Here is a 20,992-nt window from a genome sequence, read left to right on the forward strand (position 1 = left end):
CGGCAGTCGTTCCGGAGCGGCTTCGCCGGTGCGAGGATGGCGGCGACGTCCGGACTGCGGAGGTGGCATGACCCACGCGCCCGAGCTGCGGGCGGGCGACGCCGACCGGCAGGCGGCGGCCGACCGGTTGCGGGCCGCCCACGACGAGGGCCGGCTCGACCTCGCGGAGTACGACCGGCGGCTGGCGGAGGCGTACGCGGCGGTGACCTACGCCGACCTCGACCGGCTGTTCACCGACCTCCCGGCGCGCCCGGCGTTGTCCGCGCCTCCGGCGGCCGGGGCACCGGTCGTGCGGACCCCGGCCCGCTTCCCGCTCGCGCTGACGATCCTCTGGACGGTGGGGGCGAGCGTCGTCGCCATCAACCTGACGGTCTGGCTGCTGGTCAGCTTTGCGGCGGACGAGCCGGTGCACTTCTGGCCGATGTGGCTGGCCGTGCCGGGCGTTGCGCTGGGCATCGGGACGGTGATCACCCTGCGGGTGCGCGGCTCCCGCTGACCCTCATCGGCGGCGCAGGGTGCGGCCGTCGGGCAGGGTGCGGCCGCCCAGCAGGGCCACCAGCTCGCCGGCGTTGCCGCGGACGACCTCGCCCTCGCCCCAGGCCCGGTCGGCGTCCTCGGTCTCGAGCCTGGTCCCGGTCAGGTCCAGGCCGAAGAGCGCGCCGTTCGCTGCGGTGAGCTGGTCGAGGACGGCGACGACCGCGTCGGCCGGTGCCACCGCGGGCCGGCCGAGCGCGACGGTGACGTCGAGGGAGTGGATGACGGCGTGGCTCAGCGCGCCCGCCGCGCCACCGCCGGGCGGCTGCCACGCGTGCAGGGCCGGTGCGCGCAGGTCGGCCAGGAGGCCGTCGGTGGGCAGTGCCCCGTCGCGGTCGGCCACGGTGTCGGACAGCCGGCCGAAGTCGCCGCCCGCGGCCGCCATCTCCGCACCGAACCGCTCGGGGATGAGCCGGACGGGCATGGTCACGTGGGCGACGACGTGCCGGACCTGCCAGCCCTCGCAGAGCGTCGGCGCGTCCCAGGTGCCGGCGGGGGACTCCGCGAGCAGGTCGGCGAGGCCCTCGTACGTCTGCGCGACCCACGGCTGCAGGTCGTGCTGGATCTGGTCCGTCATCTGTCCTCCTCCTGTGCCGCCGCTCGGCACCGTCGTCGACGTAGACGCTCCGCGGTCCTGAGAATGATCGCCGCTCGGTCAGAAGCTGCTCGTGGCCAGTGAGGTGGTCGCGATCATCAGCGCGATGCTCACCGGGCCGAGCAGCCAGCCCGCCCAGCGGACTACGCGCGAGCGGACCCCTCGTCGGGTGAGGACGGCCAGGACCAGGCCGATGAGCAACAACACGCCCTGCACCTTCCAGTCGGCCTCGAGCCAGGAGGCGGCACCGACGCAGGGGCGGCACTCGGTGACGCTGCAGCTGAAGGTGTTGGTGCAGTCGGTCATCACGCCGAAGCTCGTACTGAAGCCGCCGAAGGTGGCGAGCGCGATCACGACGACGAGGGACAGCGACAGCGGCGTCCCGAGCGGGCGCGGCGGACGGCGGCGCGGCCTCCTCCCGGCACTGCCGGTCGGTGCGGCACCGTCGGCCGCTCGGCGGTGGTCCGTCACCTGGGCTGCCTCCGCTCCACGTCCTCGTCCCGACAGCTTCGGGGGCGGCAGCGTAGCCCCGACGGTGCCTCGTTGTACCCACTCGCGGGCGAGTCGCGCGGTACGGCCGGACGGCACAGGATCACGGCGCATGGAGTCGCCGGCGCGCATCTGTGTATAGGCCGCTGACCTGGGGATTCGTGTGGTGCGCCAGGCTTCGTAGCGGTACTATTCGTACATGTGTTCGACCGGATGCTCGACGCCGCTGGAGTGCCTCGCCGGTGCGCTGTCGGCGCTGGCCGGTCAGGACCTCAAGGGGTCGTTCGGGCCGGCGGTGATCGAGCGCGCCGGCGCGCTGGTGATCGCGAAGAACCGGCTGGACGCCGAGCTGGCGCGCACGGTGCGGGAGGGTGAGCTGACCCAGGCCTGCGAGCACGACGGCAAGGCCACGATGGCGTCCTGGCTGCGCGGGCACCACCGGTTGTCCAAGGCTCAGGCGGCGCGGCTGGTGCGCAACGGCCGCACGCTGGAGCAGCTGCCGGTGCTGGCTGCCGCGGCGGCGGTGGGTGCGGTGACGGCGGAGGCGGTCGGGGTGATCGCGCCGGTGGTGTCGGAGGTGAACCTGGCCCGCGCCGCGGCCCAGGGCGTGGACGTGGGGGAGATTGACGCGGCGCTGACCGAGGCCGCCGTCACCGCCTCGCATGCCGATCTGCGCGAGGCCGTCGGTCACTATCTGGCCCGGCTGGACCCTGACGGCACGGAACCGGACCCCACCGAGCAGCGGTCGTTGTTCTTCACCAAGAACGGCGACGGGACGGTGTCCTTCCACGGCACCCTGGACGCTGTGGGCGGGGAGAAGTTCCAGGCCGCCGTCGAGTCCCACGTGCAGGCCGACCGGCCCGCCGGCGACCGGCGCACCCGCTCCCAGCGGCAGGGTGATGCCCTCGTGCAGCTCTGCGACAACGCCCTGGCGTCGGGTCGGCTGCCGACGCTGCGCGGGCACAAGCCGCACGTGGTCGTCACGATCGACCTCGACGACCTGATGGACACCTCGACCGGCGCCGGGGCCGGCCGCACCGGGTTCGGCGGGATCATCTCCGCCGCCCGGGCCCGCTGGCTGGCCTGCGACGGCAACGTCACCCGCGTCGTGATGGGCCCCGAAGGCCAGCCCCTGGACTTCGGCCGCACCAAGCGGATCGTCCCACCGCACCTGCGCCGCGCCGTCGAGGTACGCGACCGGTCCTGCGTGTTCGCCGGCTGCGACGCCCCGACCCACTGGTGCGATGTCCACCACGTCGCCGAATGGCTCCTGGATGACGGGCCGACCAACCTGGAGAACTCCGCACTGCTGTGCGAACGGCACCACACCAAGGTCCACCACGGCTTCCGGGTCGAACGACAACCCGACGGCCGATGGCGCACCTGGCGCCCCGACGGCACCGAGATCGTCCTCCCCGAACCCTTCCTCGTCTCCGCCTGATCCCCGCTCCGCGCTGCCGAATTTCTGTTCCGCGCTACCGGCCCGCCACCCCGGCGGGCCGGCACAGGCGCGCGCCCGCCCACCCCGCGGGTTCTGTGGGCGCTGGTACGGCACTCCGCGCGTGGACATGGCGTCGGGTGATCCTGTTGGACGTACGTCGGCCGATCCTGCTGGACGTAAACGGCCGCGGGGCCGCACGATGCGCGACATGGACGGGCCCAGGTCGACATGGCCCCTGCTGGCGATGGCCACGCTCCTGGCGGCCGCGCCCGCGCTGGCCGCCTGCGCCACCGCCGGCGCCGACGAGCCGGCCAGTGCGCCCGACGTCGCGGAGTTCCGCCTCGGGGCCGAGACGCCCGAGGCGCGCCAGTTCGTGCTCACGCCGTTCCCCGGACCACGTGTCGACGTGATCCGCCCGCCGTCTCCTGCTCCAGAACTCACCGTCCCCGACCCGGGAGAAGGCGTCGACGAGCGGACCGACACGCCTGCGCCTGCTCCCGACTCCGGTGGCCGGTCGCCCCTCGAGTCGGCGTATCAGCCCTCGATCGCGTGGGTCAACCACGGGCAGTACCTCGGGGTAATCACCTTCGGCAGTTCCAGCTGCCCCAGCGGACCGCTCAGTGTCGAGGTGGTCGCAGAGCAGCAGATCGCGATCCGCCTCGGGGAGCTGTTCCCCGACCAGGAAGTCTGCTCGGCGGACATGAGCGGGCACGTCACGGTGGTCGAACTGCCGTCGGGGATCACGCCGACGAAGCCGCTGGTGGCCCGCCTCGGGGACTACGAGGTGACCATCGAGGCCGTCGACCGCTGACCCGTCCACGCTGACGCCGGCCCTCCGGCCTGGCGGTGCTGCCGCCCCGGAGCCGGGCCGGTACGAATGTCCCGTGAGCGAATCGCAGCGGTACGAGTCGGGCCTGGTCGTCGAGAACCGCGGGCACGTCCGCGTGCTCACCCTCGACCGGCCCGAGCGGCGCAACGCACTCTCCTCCGAGCTGCAGGCGGACCTGGTCGACCAGCTGCTCGATGCCGGGGAGGGCGGCGAGGTGCGGGCCATCGTGCTCACCGGCACCGGCCCCGCCTTCTGCGCCGGTTTCGACCTCAAGGAGATCCGCGAGAAGGACCAGCGCGGGGAGCGGTTCCGCCCGCCGATGAACCGGCCCGGCCGGTCGCTGTTCGAGGTGGTCACCGAGACGCCGGTCCCGATCGTGGCCGCGCTCCAGGGGCATGCCGTCGCCGGCGGGTTCGAGCTGGCGCTGGCCTGCGACCTCCGCATCGCCGCACCGGGCATCAAGCTCGGCCTGCCGGAGGCGACCATCGGCATGGGTGCCAACTTCGGCTCGGTCGTCCTGCCCAAGCGGATCCCGATGGGCATCGCTCTGGAGATGCTGCTCACCGGCGAGTACGTGAGCAGCGAGGAGGCCGAGCGCTGGGGCCTGCTCAACCGGATCGTGGACGCCGACGCCGTGCTGCCCACCGCGCTCGAGCTCGCCGAGCGGATCGCCGCCAACGCGCCGATCAGCGTCCGCCGGATGAAGGAGACCGCGGTGAAGAGCGTCGACCTGCCGCTGTGGCAGGCGCTGCGTCTCGACGTCGGCCCGAACCCCTACCTCAGCGAGGACCGTCGCGAGGGCATCGCCGCCTACCTGGAGAAGCGTCGTCCGGAGTGGCGCGGACGCTAGGCGTCGGACCCGGCGCCGTCCCCCGGTGGGGCGGCTGAGGCGCGCGAGGCGGGGCGCGACCGGCCCGTCCCCGAGGTCGTGGTGCCACCAGTCGGCGACCCCTAGGTTCCGCGCCGGGGCCGGAGACGCCGGCTCGACCGACAGGAAGCGGGCGCATGTTCACGCCAGGCACCTCCCCAGCTCCGGACCACGGCCAGTCGTACCCGGCCGCCCAGTCCAGCCAGCCCTACGGCTACCAGGGCCAGCCGATGCCGGGCGCGCCCGCGTACGCGCAGTACGCCGTGCCGCAGGGTCCCGTGGGCAAGGTCCGCCCGACCGGCATCGCGATCCTGCTGCTGATCGTGACCCTCGGCTTCTACAGCTGGCACTACTACTACGCGACCCACGAGGAGATGAAGAAGCACTCCGGTGAGGGCCTGGGCGGCCTGATCGGCCTGCTGCTGGCCATCTTCGTCGGGCTCCCCTCGCCGTACCTGCTCAGTCATGAGGTGGGCAACCTCTACGAGCGGCGCGGCCAGCAGAAGCCGGTCAGCGCCCTGACCGGACTCTGGGTCATCCCCGGCTTCCTCATCCTCGTCGGTCCCATCGTCTGGTTCGTCAAGACCAACGGGGCGCTCAACGCCTACTGGCGCAGCGTCGGCGCCCGGGGCTGACCCCCCGCCGCACCCCGATCGCGCTCCGGAGGGCCCCATCGACGCCGGTGCGGGGCCACACTGCTGCTGGCGACGCGCCTCACGAGGAGCCGGGATGACCACACCCGAGCAGCAGCCGCAGCCGTACGGCACGCCCCCGTCCACGCCTCCGGCCGAACCGACCCGGCAGATCCCCGCGCCGGGCCTGCCCCCACCCGGTCAGGGAGAGGGCGGCCAGGAGCAGCAGGGATACGCGCCGTCCGAGCACGGAGATGTCGGCGCGGCGCCCGCCCCACCGCCGTGGGCGCAGTACGCCGAGGCCCGCGGCCCGCTGGGCAGGATGCGGCCCACCGGCATGACCATCCTGCTGTTCTTCCTCTCCCTCGGGATCTGGGGCTTCGTCTACTACTTCCAGACCCAGGAGGAGATGAAGCGGCACACCGGCGAGGGCGTGGGCGGGGTGCTCGCGCTCGTCATCGCCGTGATCTTCGGGATCGTCTCGCCCTTCATCCTCAGCCACGAGGTGGGCAGGCTCTACGAGCGCCGCGGGTGGACGCCGCCGGTCACCGCGCTCACCGCCCTGTGGTTCTTCCCCGGGATGTTCATCCTCGTCGGGCCCTTCATCTGGTTCGTGCGGACCAACAACGCGCTCAACGAGTACTGGCGCAGCCAGGGCGTCACCCGCACCAGCCTGGCCTGACCGGGCGGAGCACAATCCCGGACGTGCCGAGGACGAGTGCCGGGATCCTGCTCCACCGGCGCGGGCCGGCGGGTCGCGAGGTCCTCCTCGGCCACATGGGTGGTCCGTTCTGGTCGCGCAAGGACGACGGCGCCTGGTCGATCCCCAAGGGCGAGCACGGCCCGGACGAGGACCCCCTGGCCGTCGCCCACCGCGAGTTCGCCGAGGAGCTGGGTTCGCCGGTGCCCGCCTCCGATCTCGTGCCGCTCGGGCAACTGCGGGCCTCCGGCAAGGTGCTCACCATCTGGGCCGCCGAGGGCGACCTGGACGCCGCGGCCTGCACCAGCAACACCTTCGAGCTCGAGTGGCCCCCGCGATCGGGCCGCATCCAGGAGTTCCCCGAGATCGACCGCGCGGCCTGGTGGGGCATCGACGACGCCAGGACCAAGCTCGTCCGTGGGCAGGTGCCCTTCCTCGATCGGCTGCTGGCGGCCGTCGAGGGCGGCTGACCGATCGGAGGCCGGCCCCGACACGTCCGCATGACGGTTCGATGACATGTCGCCCCACGGCCTCCCGAACGTGTCGGAGCGGCCGGCTCACCTGCCAGTGTCCCCTCGTCCCATCCAGAGCACGCCCAACGGGGAGGCATCCATGACCTGCACGCATTGCGACGCGATCGAGCAGCGCGGTCGGTTCTGCATCGGCTGCGGTAAGCGGCTGCCGCCGTCCTTGCTGCCGCCCCGGCCCCGGACGCGACTGGCGCCGGCCTACCTGCGCGACGACGACACCCAGCCGGTGCTCCGCTTCGGCGTGACCCCGCGGACCTCGTTCGAGCAGCAGCAGCGCGACGCACTTGTCTGACCCGGCAGTGTGATCGGCCTCACTGCTAGCAACTTGCTTGCAGGAGTTAGCACCCCGGGGGCTCGGGGCATGACCAGAACCGTCAGGTCATCCCCGATCTCACGGAGTTGTCACTCGTCATGACCGACACGACCAGCAAGCTCATCAACCAGCTGCGCGCCCTCGTCCTGCTGACCCAGACCGAGGAGCAGGTGGCACGCACCCGCATCTCGCAGGCCCGCACCGACGCCGTTCGCCGCGAGCTGACCCAGAACGCCGACAACGCCGCCGCGCGGACCATCGAGATCACCGAGCAGCTGCGTGCACTCGGTGGCGTCCCCGATGTCGTCACCCCGGCGCTCGGCCGCCTGTCGGCCACGCTCAAGGCGACCTTCGAGCAGGCCACGCCCATCGAGGAGGCCCTGCTCACCGACCTCCAGCTCGAGCACCAGCTGCTCGACCGGGCGACCTACGTCAAGGTGCTGGCCCAGGCCGCCGAGCTCCCGAAGGCCGAGCGTCTCGCCGAGAAGCTGATCACCGCACACAAGGCGACCGTCGAGTGGCTGACCGTCGTGCTGGCCGAGGAGGCCCTCGGTGGCCCGGCCGCGCTCGTCGCGACCCCGCTGCAGAAGGTCGCCGGCGGTGTCGCGAAGGCCGTCAACGCGCCGGTGCGCTTCGTCGCCAACACGGTGAACCAGGCCGTGGACACCGTCCAGCAGGCCGGCGAGGAGACCTCGGACAACGTGCGCGGTGTCGTCGGCCGGGCCGCCGCGCTCGCCGACGCCGCCCGGGAGACACTCGTGGTCGGCCGCGCCGCCTCGCTGCGCCGGGCCGAGCGGATCGCCCAGCGCGAGGGCAACAAGAAGGCCGCCGAGGTCGCCCGCAACGCCCGCGAGGAGCTCGGCGACGTCACCGCCGACGAGCTGCCCATCAAGGGCTACGACTCGCTGGGCACCTCGGACGCCGCCAAGGCCGTCAAGCAGCTCAAGGAGCCGCACGACATCCGCGTGATCATCCGTTACGAGGAGACCCACAAGGGCCGCTCCAGCGTGATCAGCGCCGCCCAGGTCGCCCTGGCCGCGGTCGCCAAGGAAGCCGTCGGCGTCGACGCCTGATCGCCGCGGCACCGGAAGGGCCCGCATCCCGGAGACGGGGTGCGGGCCCTTCCGCGTGTACGGAGCAGAAACGCCCGTCGGACGGGTGAGATGCGTCCTGCCCGGTTTGGCACGCAGGAACGGCGGGGGATCCTTGCTGCATGAGCATCACCCCCGAGGCCCTGGAAGCGGAGTTCTCGCTCTCCACGGCCGCCACCCGACTGGACTTCCTGAGCCGTCGCGACAACGGCGACACCACCCTGAACACCGTGCGGGACGACGACGACGAGGACAGCTGGGCCTCGCTCAAGGCCACCGACACCCAGCTCGACGTGCACGAGTCCCTGGAGCTGCTGGCCCTCGGCGAGGTCGTCGCCCGCAAGGCCCACGACAGCCGGCTGGTCGGCATCCGCGCCGCCCTGCGCGGCGGCGCCGGCTGGGAGGAGATCGCCCGGGCGCTGGGCGTCACTCCCGAGGAGGCGTGGGACGCGTTCCGGGACGCGGTGGCGCAGCAGCTCGACAGCGACGCCGCCGCAGCCGCCCGCGAGCTGGCCGGGTCCCGCCCCGGCCGCTGAGCAGAGGCGCGGAGCTGGCTACCAGCGCAGCGGCTGGACGGACCGGGACGTCGCCGTGTGGCAGGGCCGGCAGTGGCCCCACGACTCGATATTCAGCGCGGTGGCCGGACCGCCGCACTCGGGGCACTCGACCGGCTCCCGGCCCTGGGCGCGGGCCTCGCTCCGCTCCGCGGCGCGCTGCGCGTGCAGCGCGGCGTCGCCTCGGCAGGCGCAGCCGAGATGGGTGTCGGCGCATCGTCCGTGCTGAGCGGGAACGGGGTGCCTCCTGGGGCCGGCCGCAGCAGAGCACCGTGCGGGGTCGGCCCAGGATAACGGCCCGTACCGCTCCGAGAACCCCGCGAGTGACCATGATCGGGCTGGGCATCACCCAGTTGGGGCACCCGCCGCCACGGCCGGACCGCCCGACCCGTCCGTCGTCCTCCGGTCGGCGCTTCCCGAGGAGATGCCGATGTCCAGCACCGCACCCGACCCGCACGACCACGACGACGGCCGGCCCACGGGGCGCTCGACCGAGGCGGGGCGCCGTCGCGGCCGGCTGCTCATCCCGGCCGTGTTCCTGGGCGCGATCGTGCTGGTCTTCCTGTTCATCCTGCTGGTGAGCCAGCTGGGGCAGTGACGCCGGGCGCGCCCGGTCTCAGTGCAGCAGGGCGAAGGTGGCCAGGGCGTGCCCGATGGCCGTGCCGTCCTGCTCCACCTCGGCCTCGCAGACGGTCAGGTGCTCGCCCTTCGTGCGTACCCGGGCGGTGACCGCGAGCGGGCCCGGCTTCCCGGGGCGCAGGTAGGTCACCGTCAGCTGGCTGGTCGCGGGGACGTCGTCGTCGCCCGTGGCGCTGCGCACCGCCGTCCCCATCGCGGTGTCGACCAGCGTGGCCAGGACGCCGCCGTGCAGCGTGCCGGCGGGGTTGAGGTGCTCGTCGGTCACCTCGAAGGCGATCCGCGCCGACCCGTCGTCGGCGGCCTCCACGTGCACGCCCAGCCGCCCTGCGAACCCGTCCGGCACCCCGTCGTCAGCCATGCCCGGGCCCCTACCCGGGCCCCGGGCGATCGCACTCCTGAGCGGCCGGAAAGAAGTTTCTGCCGACGTGTCGATTCCGGGGGAGCCCGATCGACGGAAAGGTAGAGCGGAGCCCACGCCGGACGTCAGGTCCGGCCTCCGCCTCCACGACAGGGAGATCCGCGATGCGCTTCATGGTGATCGTCAAGGCGACCGAGGACAGCGAGAAGGGCGCCATGCCGTCCCAGGACATGCTCGAGGCGATGGGCGCCTACAACGAGGAGCTCGTCAAGGCCGGCGTGATGCTGGACGGCGACGGCCTGCGGCCGAGCTCCTACGGCGCCCGGGTCCGGTTCGACGACGAGGGCAACGCCAGCGTCATCGACGGCCCCTTCACCGAGACCAAGGAGCTGGTCTCGGGCTACTGGGTCTTCGAGGTCTCCTCGAAGGAGGAGGCGGTGGAGTGGGCCCGCAAGGCGCCCTTCCGCGGCGGTGAGCTGGAGATCCGCCCCTTCTCCGTGCCCGAGGACTTCGGCGAGGCCTTCACCCCCGAGCTCCAGGAGAAGGAGAACGAGCTGCGGGAGATCAACGCCCAGCGCCAGGCGTGAGCACCCCTCCTGCCCCGACGGCGTCGGCGACCGCGGACCTGCACCGCGTCGTCGACGCCGTCTGGCGCATGGAGTCCGCCCGCATCGTCGGCGCGCTGACCCGCGTCACCGGCGACGTCGGGCTGGCCGAGGAGCTGGCCCAGGACGCGCTGGTCGCCGCACTCGAGCAGTGGCCGGGGTCCGGGGTGCCGGCCAAGCCCGGCGCCTGGCTCATGGCCACCGCCAAGCACCGGGCCGTCGACTCCTTCCGCCGGTCGCAGAACCTCCAGCGCAAGACCCTCGAGCTCGGCCGGGAGCTGGTCGAGGGCATCGAGGAGGACTGGGCCGCGGCACTGGACGAGGTCGTCGAGGACGACGTCCTGCGGCTGGTGTTCATCTCCTGCCACCCGGTGCTGTCCCGCGAGGCCCGGGTGGCGCTGACCCTGCGGCTGGTCGGCGGGCTCGCCACCGACGAGATCGCCCGCGCCTTCCTGGTGCCCGAGAAGACGCTGGCGCAGCGGATCGTGCGGGCCAAGCGAAGCCTCACCGCCGCCCGCGTGCCGTTCGAGATGCCCGCCGGCGCCGACTTCACCGCCCGCCTCTCCTCGGTGCTCGAGGTGCTCTACCTCGTGTTCAACGAGGGGTACGCGGCCACCGCGGGGGAGGACCTCACCCGTCCGGCCCTCTGCCAGGAGGCGATGCGGCTGGGCCGGATCCTCGCCGGCCTCGTGCCGGGTGAGTCCGAGGTGCACGGGCTGCTCGCCCTCATGGAGCTGCAGGCGTCCCGGCTGGCCGCGCGGATCGGCCCGGACGGCGAGTCGGTGCTGCTGGCCGACCAGGACCGCAGCCGCTGGGACCGGGCGCTGGTCAATCACGGGCTCGCGGCGCTGGACCGCGCGCAGGAGACCGCTCCCGGTGCGCTCGGGCCGTACGCGCTGCAGGCCGGGATCGCCGCCTGCCACGCCCGCGCCCGCAGCGTCGAGGAGACCGACTGGGCGGCCATCGCCGGGTGCTACGAGGCGCTCGCCGCGCTCACCCCCTCGCCGGTGGTGGAGCTGAACCGCGCCGTCGCCGTCTCCCGCGCCTACGGGCCCGCCGCCGGGCTCGAGCTGGTGGACCGGCTGCTCGACGTCCCGGCGCTCGCCGGCTACCACCTGCTGCCCGCCGTCCGCGGGGACCTGCTCGCGTCCCTGGGGCGCGACGACGAGGCGCGGGCGGAGTTCGAGCGGGCCGCCGGCCTCACCCGCAACGAGCGCGAGCGAGCGCTGCTGCTCGGCCGGGCCGCGGACGCAGGGGGGCGCGCGGTGCCGTCGGGGGACTGACCCCCCGGCGGACCAGCGGAGGAGCCGGGGACGTGCCCCACGACCGCGGTCGCCGGCGTGCCTATATTTAGGTGTGCCTTGCCTACCGGTGGGGCGCGGTGCCGATGCAGGAGGACCACGTCCGTGACAACGCCGCGCCGGGCGCTCCCCGGTCTGCTCGCCTCCGCCGCCGTGCTCGCCGCCCTCGCGGGGTGCGGGGAGTCGGAGGCGTCGGAGGCCGACACGCTCACCGTGTACAGCGCCCAGCACGAGAGCCTGGTCCGCACGATGCTCGAGGGCTTCACCGACGAGACCGGCATCGAGCTGGAGTTCCGCGACGCCAACGACTCCGAGCTGGCCAACCAGATCGTGCAGGAGGGCGACGCCTCGCCGGCCGACGTCTTCCTCACCGAGAACAGCCCGGCCATCGACGTCGTCGACGAGGCCGGCCTGCTCGCCCCGCTGGACCAGGAGACCCTCGACCAGGTCGGCGAGCCGTACCGCCCTGCGTCCGGCACGTGGACGGGGTTCGCCGCCCGCTCGACCGCGCTGATCTACAACCCGGCGGAGCTCGGCGAGGACGAGCTGCCCGCCTCGATGATGGAGCTCGCCGACCCCGCCTGGGAGGGCCGGGTCGGCATCGCCGCCGGGGGCGCGGACTTCCAGGCGATCGTCAGCGCGGTCCTCTCGCTGCAGGGCGAGGACGCGACGCGCGCGTGGCTGGAGGGGCTCGCGGACAACGCCGAGATCTACGCCAGCAACACCGCGATCATGAAGGCCGTCGACGAGGGCGAGGTGCCCGCCGGCATCACGTACCACTACTACTGGTTCCGCGACCAGGCCCAGAACGGGCTCGTCGGCGACGACGCCCGGCTGCACTACTTCGGCAACCAGGATCCCGGCGCCTTCGTCAGCGTGTCCGGTGCCGGCGTCCTGGCCTCCTCCGACCAGCAGGACGACGCCCAGCGACTGGTCGCCTGGCTGACCAGCCCGGAGGCCCAGGCCCGGTTGGCCGAGAGCAGCGCCCTGGAGTACGCCGTCGGGCTCGGCGTCCCGTCCGCCGAGGAGCTGCCGGCGTTGGAGACGTTGGACGCGCCGCCGGTCGAGCCCGGCTCGCTCGACGCCCCCGCGGTCACCGAGCTCATGCAGGACGTGGGCCTGCTCTGAGCATGACGATCGCGGCGGCCCCTGGCCCCGGTGCGTCGGTCGAACCGGCGGACCGGGGTTCCCGCACGCGTCCCTCCGGGCGGCGGCTGCGACGCTCACCGGTCACGCTCGCGCTCGCGATCGCCGTCGCGGCCCTGGCACTGCTGCCGCTGGGCTACATCGCCTGGTACACGGTCGACCTCGGCTGGGCCGGCGTGCGCGACCTCGTGCTGCGGCCCCGCGTGGGGGAGCTGCTCTGGAACACCGTCCGGCTCGTGACCGGCACCGTGGTGTGCTGCGCGGTGCTCGGCCTCGGGGCGGCCTGGCTGGTCGAGCGGTCCTCGGTGCCGGGCCGGAGGGTCTGGCACGTGCTGCTGGTCGCACCCCTGGCGGTCCCGGCCTTCGTGAACAGCTACGCGTGGATCTCGCTGCTGCCCGGCCTGGACACCTACGCCGGTGCCCTGCTCGTCGTGAGCCTGTCCTACTTCCCGTTCGTCTACCTGCCGCTGGCGGCCGCCTTCCGCGGGCTCGACCCGGCGCTCGAGGACACCGCCCGCGGGCTGGGGCTCTCCACGTGGGCGGTCTTCCTGCGGGTCCAGCTGCCGCAGCTGCGGGTCGCCCTGCTCGGCGGCAGCCTGCTGGTGGCCCTGCACCTGCTCGCGGAGTTCGGCGCCCTGCAGATGCTCCGCTACCCGACCTTCACCACCGCGATCTACGACCAGTACCGCGCCACGTTCAACGGGCCGGGCGCCACCATGCTGGCCGGCGTCCTGGTCCTGCTGTGCCTCGCGCTGCTGCTCGCGGAGATCCGGCTGCGCGGGCAGCGGGGGTACGCCCGCGCCGCCCGGGGTGCCCCCCGCCCGGCCCGGCCGGTCTCCTTGAGGCGCCTCACGGGGCCGACGCTGGGTGGGCTGGCCGTGCTCGTCGGGCTCGCGCTGGTCGTGCCCCTGGGCAGCCTTGGCTACTGGATGGCCCGCGGCGCCGGCACGGCCCTCGACGGGTCGGCCCTGCTCACCACCACGGGGACCACGCTCGGGCTGGCGGCGGTGGCGGCGGTGCTCACCACGGCGATGGCGCTGCCGACGGGCTGGCTCGCCGTCCGGGCACGCGGGCGCACCTCCACCCTGCTCGAGCGCAGCACCTACATCGGCAGCTCGGTGCCCGGCATCGTCGTCGGCCTGGCCCTGGTGACCCTCAGCATCCGCGCCACGCCCTGGCTCTACCAGACGGTTCCGGTGCTGCTGGCCGCCTACGCGATCCTCTTCCTGCCGCGCGCCATCGTCACCGTGCGCGCCGCGGTCGAGCAGTCGCCGGCGCTCTACGACGACGTCGCCGCCTCCCTCGGCGCCTCGGCGCCGGCGCGGCTCCGGCGGATCACGCTGCCGCTGCTCGCACCCGGCATCGGCGCGGGCGCGGCGCTGGTGTTCCTCGCGGTCGTGACCGAGCTGACCGCCACCCTGCTGCTGGCCCCGACCGGGACGACGACGCTGGCGACGGCGTTCTGGTCGGCGAGCAGCGCCCTCGAGTACGGCGCGGCGGCGCCCTACGCCCTGGTCATGGTGCTGCTCTCGGCACCTGCGACCGTCCTGTTGTCCCGCGACGCACGACGAGGTCTGACCCCATGAGCTCCCTGACCGTCACCGCCCTCACCAAGGGCTTCGGCGCCACGCCCGTCCTCCGGGGGGTGGACCTGCACGTGCCCGCCGGAACCCTCACGGCGCTGCTCGGGCCCTCCGGGTGCGGCAAGACCACGCTGCTGCGCCTGGTCGCCGGCTTCGACGACCCGGACTCCGGCACCGTCGCCGTCGGCGACCGGGTGGTGGCCGGTGGGCCCGGGCGCGGGGTGCCCGCCCGCCGCCGCGGCATCGGCTTCGTGCCGCAGGAGGGCGGCCTGTTCCCGCACCTCACGGTGGCGGGCAACATCGGCTTCGGCCTGCCGCGGCAGCAGCGCCGGGACGGCGGCCGGATCCGGGCGCTGCTCGAGCTGGTCGGCCTGGACGAGGCGCTCGCGACCCGCTCCCCGCACCAGCTCTCCGGTGGCCAGCAGCAGCGCGTGGCCCTCGCCCGCGCGCTCGCGCCGGCCCCCTCGCTGGTGCTGCTCGACGAGCCGTTCTCGTCGCTGGACGCCGCCCTGCGCGAGGAGACCCGCGCGGCGGTCGCGGCCGCGCTGGACGCCGCCGGCGCGACCGCGGTGCTGGTCACCCACGACCAGGCCGAAGCGCTGTCGATGGCCGACCAGGTGGCGGTGCTGCGCGACGGCCGGCTGGTCCAGCTGACCGACCCCCAGACCCTGTACCGCACTCCGCAGGACCTGGACGTGGCCACCTTCGTGGGCGAGGCGGTCGTCCTGGACGCCGACCTGCACGCGGGCGCGGCGCGCTGCGCCCTGGGCACCGTGCCCGTCGACGGCCCGCGCGGCGACGGCCCGGCGCGGGTGCTCCTGCGGCCGGAGCAGCTCCGCCTGTCGGCTCCCGCCGCCGCCTCGGGAGAGGTCCTGGCCCGTGTCGGCGGGGTCGACTTCTTCGGGCACGACGCCCGCATCCGGCTGACCCTGGCCGACGGGACGGCCGTGACCGCCCGGCTGGACGGGGCCGAGCTGCCGGCGGCCGGCGCCTCCGTGGCGGTCACCGTGCGCGGATCGGCGCTGGCCTTCCCCGCGTCCGCCGGAACCGCGGCGCTGTCCGCCTGACCGGTTCCGCGGCCCGTCCGAGCGAGCCGAAGTAAGCGAAGCCTACGCTGCCCCCCGTGGACCTCTTCCTCTTCACCGTGGACCCCGCGTGGGGCAGTGACGTCGTCGCCGCCGGAGCGGCCGGGATCGTCGTCGACTGGGAACGCCGCGGCAAGGAACGCCGGCAGGCCGGCGAAGGCACCCAGATCAGCACCGACACACCCGAGGACCTCAGCCGCATGCGCGCGGCCACCGACGGCCGGCTCGTCTGCCGCGTCAACGGCTACGGCCCGTGGACGCCGGCGGAGATCGACGACGCGATCGCCCGGGGTGCCGACGAGGTGCTGCTGCCGATGGTGCGCACCGCGGAGTCGGTGGACCGCGCCCTGGACGCCGTGGCCGGGCGCTGCGGCCTGGGGATCCTGATCGAGACGCAGGACGCCGTGGACATCGCGGCCGACCTCGCCGCCCGGCCGCTGTCGCGCATCTACGTGGGGCTCAACGACCTGCGCATCGACCGCCGCTCCCACCAGCTCTTCCGGCCGCTCGTCGACGGCACCGTGGACGCGGTCCGCGCCGTGGTCACCCAGCCCTTCGGCGTCGGCGGGCTGACCCTGCCCGGTGGCGGCTTCCCCGTGCCCAGCGAGGTGCTGGCCGCGGAGCTCGTCCGCCTGCGCACCGACTTCACCTTCCTGCGCCGGTCCTTCATCGCCGACATGCAGGGCCGCGACCCGTGGGTGGAGGTCCCGCGGCTGCTCGCGTCCCTGGCCGAGCTGCGCCGGGCCGACCCGGCCGCGGCCGCGGCGGACCGCGGGCGGCTCCTGGCGGCGACCCGCCCGCCCGCCCTGGCCGCACCCGTCGGCGCCGGGGCGTGAGGGCCGCCGTCACCGGGGCCGGCGGCTTCGTCGGCCGGCACCTCGTCCGGCGGCTCGAGGTCGACGGCTGGGACGTCGTGCCGCTGGGCCGGGAGCAGGTCGACCTCGCCGATCCGGTCGCCGCCGCGGCAGCGGTGCGGGCCGCCGACCCCGACGTGGTCTTCTCCCTCGCCGCCGGGCGGGCGAAGGCCACCCCGGAGCAGCGGGCCGCGACGGTGGCGGTGAACACCAGCCCCTGGCTGGTCGACGCGCTGCCCGACCGGTGCCGCACCGTCGTCCGGCTGGGCTCGTCGACGGAGTACGCGGCCTCGTCGGTTCCGCTGACCGAGCAGGCCGCCCTGGAACCGAGGGGCTTCTTCGGCGCGACGAAGGCCGCCGGGTCGCTGCTGCTGCAGGCCGCGGCCGCCGAGCGGGGTGTGCGGGCGGCGGTGCTCCGGGCCTTCCAGGTCTACGGCCCCGGCGACCACCCGACCCGGCTCGTCCCGGTCGTGCTCGAGGCTGCGCGGACGGGCGGCACCGTGGCCCTGCCCGCGCACGTCAGCCGGCGCGACTGGGTGTGGGTCGGGGACGTCGTGGACGCCTGCGTGCGCGCGGCCCGGCAGGAGGACCTGCCGCCGGGCGTCGTGCTCAACATCGGGACGGGCGTGCAGACCAGCACCGAGGACCTGGTCGCGACGGCGTCCCGGGTGACCGGCCGGCCGATCGCCACGGCCCCCGGGGCGCACCCGGGCCGGGACTGGGACACCACCGACTGGGTCAGCGACCCGTCGGCCGCCCGGCGGCTGCTCGGCTGGGCACCGACCGTCGACCTGGCCGAGGGGCTGGCCCGTACCTGGGCGCGGTCGTGACCGCGCGGATCGCGGTCGTCGCGCCCGTCTACGGCAACGCGGCCACCCTCCGGCCGCTGGCGCAGCGGGTGGCCGCCGCGCTGGACGGCCGGAACTGGCGGCTGCGGCTGGTCGTCGACGCCTCGCCGGACGACAGCGCCGCCGTCGCGGGCGCGCTCGCGGCGGAGGACCCGCGCATCGCCGTCACCGTGCTGGACGTCAACGGGGGGCAGCACGCCGCGCTCGCCCGTGGGCTGGCCGACGAGGAGGCGGCCGACGCGTGGGTCTGCCTCGACGCCGACCTCCAGGACCCGCCGGAGGCCGTGCCGCTGCTGCTCGACCGGCTGGCCGGGGCCGACGTCGCCGCGGTCTTCGCCGGACGGCGGGGGCGCTACGAGTCGGCGGCCCGGCGGCTCACCGGCGGTCTGCACCGGCGGGTCGCCGCGCGGCTCACCGGCCTGCCGCCCGACGCGGGGGCGTTCTTCGCGATGGACCGGGACGTCCGGGACGCCGTCGTCCGTGCGGTGCGCGACGGCGGGGCCCCCAGCGTGGTGCTGGCGGTCGCCCGTGCGCGGCGGCCGGTGACGAGCATCTCCGTCGAGCGGGACCGCCGGCCGGAGGGACGGTCGGCCTGGACCGCCCGCACCCGGCTGCGCCAGTCGCTGCGCTCGCTGACCTGGGCGGTGCGGTCCGGGCGCTGACCGGCCGGGTCAGGCGCCCGCCTCCCAGCGCTGCAGCACCAGCCGGGTCTGCGTCCCGCGGAAGGTCTGCTCGTCCACCAGCCGCAGGCCCGCGTCGAGCAGGATCTCGTCGTCGTCGGTGGGCTCGGGCACGCCGTCGATCAGCCGCCGGACCAGCCAGACCCGGTCCGCGTCCGCGGGGGCGTCGTCCGGCGGCAGGACGAGGTCGGCGCGCAGCCGTGGCGCCAGGGTCCGCACGTAGTGGTCCAGCCCGATCGCCGAGCGCTGGTCGGCGGCCACCACGGGCTCGCCGGCCACCTGGACGCCGGCCAGCGTGCGCACGAGGTCGTCGGCGCGCTCGCGGGGCTCGCGCTCCAGGAGCGGGGTGCAGCTCAGCAGCGCGCACACCAGCAGCACCCCCGCCAGGGGAGCGCGGCCCCCGCGCGGCACGGCCAGGGCGCCGGCGGCGGCGAGGACGCCGAGCCCGAGCAGGCCGGCGAGCAGGTACCGCGGGTGGTAGACCGGCCGCAGCAGCTCCGCGCCCACCAGCAGCAGCAGCGGGACCCAGGTCCACGCCACGGCCAGCACCCGGAGCTCCCGGCCGCCACCCCGCACCGCACCGACCACCGCGAGTCCCACGAGGAGCCACAGCACGGGGGTGCGCCCGCCGGCCCAGGCCTCCACCGCGTAGCCCAGCAGGCGGCCGTCGGTGTCCTGCAGGTGCTCGGCGTTGCGCGACCCCGTGCCGTTGAGCACGTTGAGCCCGATGAGCAGGCAGACCGGCAGCGCGGCGGCGGCCCCGACCAGGACGACCGGCACCGCCCGCCGGCCGCGGAGTGCCACCGCGGCGACGACGAAGGCGGCCAGCACGGTGACGGCGTACCAGTGCGCCAGCCCCATCCCCGCGCCGGCGACCCCGAGCAGCAGCAGCCCCCGCGGCGGCTCCTGCAGCCAGCGGACGAGGCCGAGCGCCGCGGCCCCGGTCGCCAGCACCATCAGCCCGTAGCTGCGGGCCTCGACCGACTGCTGAAGCAGCAGCGGACTGGCCGCCATGAGCAGCCCGGCGAGGACCCCGGTGGCGGTGCCGCCCAGCCGGGCGACGGCGCGGGTGGCCAGCGCCAGCCCACCGGCGGTGGCCAGCAGGGACAGCACGCGGAGCGCGGTGTCGCTGCCGAGTCCCGGCAGGGACATCCACGCGTGCACCACCACGTAGTAGGGCGCGTTGTAGGACGGGGGGACGCCGGCGAGGTAGCTGGTGACGCCCTCGCCGTCCCGGATCGCCGCCAGGATCTCGCCCAGCGGCCGGCGGCCCACCTCGGCGGTGAACAGCTCGTCGAACCAGAGCCCGTGGCCGGGGAGGAGCAGCAGGATCCCCAGCACCAGCACCAGGACGGGCGGGAGCAGCTCGGCCGGCGACCAGCGCGGGGACGCGTCGGGGACGACCGGCGGTGCCGCCGTGGAGGCGGGGTGCTCGCGGGTCGCCGTCACGTCCCGAGGTTAGGGGACGACCGCTGCCGGCCCGGTCAGGGCAGCCGGCGGAGCAGGCCGCGGGCCAGGGCGACGGCGGCGGGCTCGGGAGCGGGCTGTGCGGCCGCGGCGCGCAGCAGGTCCACCAGGGGCCCGGCGAGGGCGGGGGAGAAGGCGGCGATCCAGTCCCCGGACCCGGCGCGCGCCTCAGCCACGTGCTCGGTGCCGCCGTCGGCCCGGTGCGCGACCACCTCGGGACGGGTGGCCAGGAGCCCGGCCGTGCGCCAGTCGCCCGGCGTGGTCCGCGCGGCCAGCGCCTCGAGACGGTCGGCCGCGGCCCGGAGCGTCTCGGCGTCGGTCACCGGGCGGCCGGTTCGCGCCGCATGGGCACGTGCGGGATGCCGTCCTCGACGTAGCCGGCGCCGCTGCGGCGGAAGCCGAACCGCTCGTACCACTGCTCGAGGTGCGCCTGGGCGCCGAGCGTGAGGGGGACGTCGCCGTGGTCGGCGATGCCCTGCTCGATCAGCCGGGCGGCCAGTCCCGCGCGCCGGAACGCGGGCGCGGTCGCCACCCGCCCGATCGCGCGGGTCGCGCCGTCGTCCAGGACGCGGATGGTGGCCGCGACCTCGCCGTCAACCTCGAACCACAGGTGCTCGGTGGCCGGTTCCAGGTCGCGCCCGTCCAGCTCGGGGTAGGGGCACTGCTGCTCCACGACGAAGACGTCGACCCGCAGCCGGCACAGCCGGTAGACCTCGAACGGGGACAGGTCGGCGAACCGGGCGCGGCGCAGGACGGGGTTCGCGGGGGCGGGGTCGGTCACGGCTCCTTCGTACCCGAGCGCCCGTCCGGGCTGGACGCCCGGAGCCGGAGCGGGACGGCGAGCCACCACCACGCGAGCAGGGCCGCCACCACGCCGGCGACGGTCCAGGCCAGCGGCCGGGAGAAGAGCACGTCCACGACCAGCAGCAGCGCCGAGCAGACGGCCAGGGCGAGCACCACCAGGCCCGCGAAGGCCGAGCGGTTGCTGCGGTGCAGCAGCGCCTCCTTGTCCTGCTGGCGGAACAGCACCCGGTGCTGGGCGGCCGGCGCGATGAGCAGCGCGGTGGCGATCGCCGCGGCCAGGAGGGCGACGAGGTAGACGTCGCGCTGGAAGTCGGTCAGCTCGTCCACGCCCTGGGAGAAGGGCACGACGAGCAGGAAGGCGAACAGGAACTGGACGCCGGGCAGCGCCACCCGCAGCTCGTTGAGCAGCTCCATGAGCTCGCGGTTGACCCGCTCCCGGTGGGTCTCGCCGTGCTCGGTCATGCCGTCCTCCTCGGGCCGTCGGGAGGAGGAGATGCCCGCGCGGGGCCCCGTGATCACGTGGGGCACCCGGTCGGGTGGAGAGCGATGCGCTAGAAGCCCAGCGCCGACGTTGCCTTGTCGACCAGCTCGAAGTGCCCCACGGCCCAGAACGCGACCCCGGCCGCGGCCAGGCCGCCGACCGTGACGGCCAGGGAGCTGACCGGGTGCTGCTTGGCGTGCGCCCAGGCCTCCGTCGCCTTGCGCCGGAAGGTCTGGAAGAACCGCGCCGCCCACGAGAACTCGGTCGACCACACCCACAGGCCCAAGAGCACCGGCGGGATGGTCAGCGGCCCGGGCAGCACGGTCAGCGCGATGCCGAGGGCGACGAAGAGCAGGCCCACGACGAAGACGCCGATGCGCCAGGCCAGCGCCACGCTGCGGTTGCGGTGCACCCGCTCGCGGAAGGAGCCGGGGCGCACCTCGCGCGGCTTGCCGAGCCCGTCGGTGCAGTCGGGGCACCGGCGGGTGCCGGAAGCCGCAGAGGTGGGAGCAGCGGTCGAGGTGGTCACGGGACCGGTGGGTACCCGTGCCCTCGGCCGCCACTC

General features: G+C 74.7%; 27 protein-coding genes. 19 read left to right on the forward strand and 8 right to left on the reverse strand.

Annotated features, from left to right (window positions below; genetic code table 11):
• Positions 1-67 precede the first annotated feature (67 nt).
• Positions 68-496 (forward strand): DUF1707 domain-containing protein, encoded by a 429-nt coding sequence (locus DQ239_RS17485; protein WP_113835698.1) that lies wholly within the window; start codon positions 68-70, stop codon positions 494-496.
• 3 nt (positions 497-499) lie between these two features.
• Here DQ239_RS17485 and DQ239_RS17490 read toward each other — a convergent pair whose 3' ends face one another.
• Entirely contained in the window at positions 500-1,111 is a 612-nt protein-coding gene (locus tag DQ239_RS17490) for a maleylpyruvate isomerase family mycothiol-dependent enzyme (protein ID WP_113835699.1), read from the reverse strand.
• A 78-nt stretch (positions 1,112-1,189) separates the two neighbouring features.
• Positions 1,190-1,600: a hypothetical protein gene (locus tag DQ239_RS17495; protein WP_113835700.1), complete on the reverse strand. Its 411-nt coding sequence runs from the start codon at positions 1,598-1,600 to the stop codon at positions 1,190-1,192.
• 217 nt (positions 1,601-1,817) lie between these two features.
• Between DQ239_RS17495 and DQ239_RS17500 the strand changes: the two genes are divergently transcribed.
• From DQ239_RS17500 to DQ239_RS20485, 10 genes are all read left to right on the forward strand, one after another.
• Positions 1,818-3,059: an HNH endonuclease signature motif containing protein gene (locus tag DQ239_RS17500; protein ID WP_199583134.1), complete on the forward strand. Its 1,242-nt coding sequence runs from the start codon at positions 1,818-1,820 to the stop codon at positions 3,057-3,059.
• Between the two features lie 208 nt (positions 3,060-3,267).
• Positions 3,268-3,870 carry a hypothetical protein gene (locus DQ239_RS17505; RefSeq protein WP_113835701.1) on the forward strand — a complete coding sequence of 201 codons (603 nt, stop codon included), beginning with the start codon at positions 3,268-3,270 and terminating at the stop codon, positions 3,868-3,870.
• 73 nt (positions 3,871-3,943) lie between these two features.
• Positions 3,944-4,738: an enoyl-CoA hydratase/isomerase family protein gene (locus DQ239_RS17510; RefSeq protein WP_113835702.1), complete on the forward strand. Its 795-nt coding sequence runs from the start codon at positions 3,944-3,946 to the stop codon at positions 4,736-4,738.
• Between the two features lie 155 nt (positions 4,739-4,893).
• On the forward strand, positions 4,894-5,391 hold the full coding sequence (locus tag DQ239_RS17515; protein ID WP_233489448.1) for a DUF4234 domain-containing protein: 498 nt from the start codon (positions 4,894-4,896) through the stop codon (positions 5,389-5,391).
• 94 nt (positions 5,392-5,485) lie between these two features.
• Complete coding sequence (locus tag DQ239_RS21060; protein WP_233489449.1) at positions 5,486-6,070, forward strand: DUF4234 domain-containing protein; 585 nt, start codon at positions 5,486-5,488, stop codon at positions 6,068-6,070.
• A gap of 23 nt (positions 6,071-6,093) precedes the next feature.
• Positions 6,094-6,558: an NUDIX domain-containing protein gene (locus DQ239_RS17525; RefSeq protein ID WP_113835703.1), complete on the forward strand. Its 465-nt coding sequence runs from the start codon at positions 6,094-6,096 to the stop codon at positions 6,556-6,558.
• Between the two features lie 142 nt (positions 6,559-6,700).
• Positions 6,701-6,910 carry a hypothetical protein gene (locus tag DQ239_RS17530; protein WP_113835704.1) on the forward strand — a complete coding sequence of 70 codons (210 nt, stop codon included), beginning with the start codon at positions 6,701-6,703 and terminating at the stop codon, positions 6,908-6,910.
• A gap of 119 nt (positions 6,911-7,029) precedes the next feature.
• Complete coding sequence (locus DQ239_RS17535) at positions 7,030-8,004, forward strand: ferritin-like domain-containing protein (protein WP_113835705.1); 975 nt, start codon at positions 7,030-7,032, stop codon at positions 8,002-8,004.
• Between the two features lie 140 nt (positions 8,005-8,144).
• On the forward strand, positions 8,145-8,558 hold the full coding sequence (locus DQ239_RS17540) for a hypothetical protein (protein WP_113835706.1): 414 nt from the start codon (positions 8,145-8,147) through the stop codon (positions 8,556-8,558).
• Between the two features lie 448 nt (positions 8,559-9,006).
• Complete coding sequence (locus DQ239_RS20485; RefSeq protein WP_158544889.1) at positions 9,007-9,174, forward strand: hypothetical protein; 168 nt, start codon at positions 9,007-9,009, stop codon at positions 9,172-9,174.
• Positions 9,175-9,192: 18 nt separating this feature from the next.
• Here DQ239_RS20485 and DQ239_RS17545 read toward each other — a convergent pair whose 3' ends face one another.
• Positions 9,193-9,573: a PaaI family thioesterase gene (locus DQ239_RS17545; protein WP_113835707.1), complete on the reverse strand. Its 381-nt coding sequence runs from the start codon at positions 9,571-9,573 to the stop codon at positions 9,193-9,195.
• 164 nt (positions 9,574-9,737) lie between these two features.
• Between DQ239_RS17545 and DQ239_RS17550 the strand changes: the two genes are divergently transcribed.
• From DQ239_RS17550 to DQ239_RS17585, 8 genes are all read left to right on the forward strand, one after another.
• Entirely contained in the window at positions 9,738-10,160 is a 423-nt protein-coding gene (locus DQ239_RS17550; RefSeq protein WP_113835708.1) for a YciI family protein, read from the forward strand.
• Positions 10,157-11,461 carry an RNA polymerase sigma factor gene (locus DQ239_RS17555; RefSeq protein ID WP_233489450.1) on the forward strand — a complete coding sequence of 435 codons (1,305 nt, stop codon included), beginning with the start codon at positions 10,157-10,159 and terminating at the stop codon, positions 11,459-11,461. The genes DQ239_RS17550 and DQ239_RS17555 overlap by 4 nt, the downstream gene beginning before the upstream one ends.
• A gap of 123 nt (positions 11,462-11,584) precedes the next feature.
• Complete coding sequence (locus DQ239_RS17560) at positions 11,585-12,607, forward strand: iron ABC transporter substrate-binding protein (RefSeq protein ID WP_113835709.1); 1,023 nt, start codon at positions 11,585-11,587, stop codon at positions 12,605-12,607.
• A 2-nt stretch (positions 12,608-12,609) separates the two neighbouring features.
• Positions 12,610-14,211, forward strand: a complete 1,602-nt coding sequence (locus DQ239_RS17565) for an iron ABC transporter permease (protein ID WP_113835710.1) — start codon at positions 12,610-12,612, stop codon at positions 14,209-14,211.
• Positions 14,208-15,275, forward strand: coding sequence for an ABC transporter ATP-binding protein (locus tag DQ239_RS17570; RefSeq protein WP_113835711.1), 1,068 nt, complete (start codon positions 14,208-14,210; stop codon positions 15,273-15,275). Before DQ239_RS17565 ends, DQ239_RS17570 begins: the two co-directional genes overlap by 4 nt.
• A 56-nt stretch (positions 15,276-15,331) precedes the next feature.
• Positions 15,332-16,129: an aldolase/citrate lyase family protein gene (locus DQ239_RS17575; protein ID WP_113835712.1), complete on the forward strand. Its 798-nt coding sequence runs from the start codon at positions 15,332-15,334 to the stop codon at positions 16,127-16,129.
• Positions 16,126-16,977 (forward strand): NAD(P)-dependent oxidoreductase, encoded by an 852-nt coding sequence (locus DQ239_RS17580; protein ID WP_113835713.1) that lies wholly within the window; start codon positions 16,126-16,128, stop codon positions 16,975-16,977. Before DQ239_RS17575 ends, DQ239_RS17580 begins: the two co-directional genes overlap by 4 nt.
• Positions 16,974-17,657, forward strand: a complete 684-nt coding sequence (locus tag DQ239_RS17585; protein WP_233489451.1) for a glycosyltransferase — start codon at positions 16,974-16,976, stop codon at positions 17,655-17,657. Before DQ239_RS17580 ends, DQ239_RS17585 begins: the two co-directional genes overlap by 4 nt.
• 9 nt (positions 17,658-17,666) lie before the next feature.
• Here the strand turns inward: DQ239_RS17585 and DQ239_RS17590 are convergent, their stop codons facing one another.
• From DQ239_RS17590 to DQ239_RS17610, 5 genes are all read right to left on the reverse strand, one after another.
• Entirely contained in the window at positions 17,667-19,124 is a 1,458-nt protein-coding gene (locus tag DQ239_RS17590) for a glycosyltransferase family 39 protein (RefSeq protein WP_113835714.1), read from the reverse strand.
• Positions 19,125-19,159: 35 nt separating this feature from the next.
• Positions 19,160-19,465 carry a hypothetical protein gene (locus DQ239_RS17595; protein ID WP_113835715.1) on the reverse strand — a complete coding sequence of 102 codons (306 nt, stop codon included), beginning with the start codon at positions 19,463-19,465 and terminating at the stop codon, positions 19,160-19,162.
• Positions 19,462-19,923: a GNAT family N-acetyltransferase gene (locus tag DQ239_RS17600; protein WP_199583136.1), complete on the reverse strand. Its 462-nt coding sequence runs from the start codon at positions 19,921-19,923 to the stop codon at positions 19,462-19,464. The genes DQ239_RS17595 and DQ239_RS17600 overlap by 4 nt, the downstream gene beginning before the upstream one ends.
• The gene (locus tag DQ239_RS17605; protein WP_233489452.1) at positions 19,920-20,408 is read right to left on the reverse strand and encodes a DUF6328 family protein; all 489 of its coding nucleotides are present in this window, start codon (positions 20,406-20,408) and stop codon (positions 19,920-19,922) included. The genes DQ239_RS17600 and DQ239_RS17605 overlap by 4 nt, the downstream gene beginning before the upstream one ends.
• Before the next feature lie 89 nt (positions 20,409-20,497).
• Entirely contained in the window at positions 20,498-20,956 is a 459-nt protein-coding gene (locus DQ239_RS17610) for a PGPGW domain-containing protein (RefSeq protein WP_113835716.1), read from the reverse strand.
• Positions 20,957-20,992 lie beyond the last annotated feature (36 nt).

Origin of the sequence: Blastococcus sp. TF02-09 (assembly GCF_003319105.1) — a bacterium.
Lineage (GTDB): Bacteria > Actinomycetota > Actinomycetes > Mycobacteriales > Geodermatophilaceae > Blastococcus.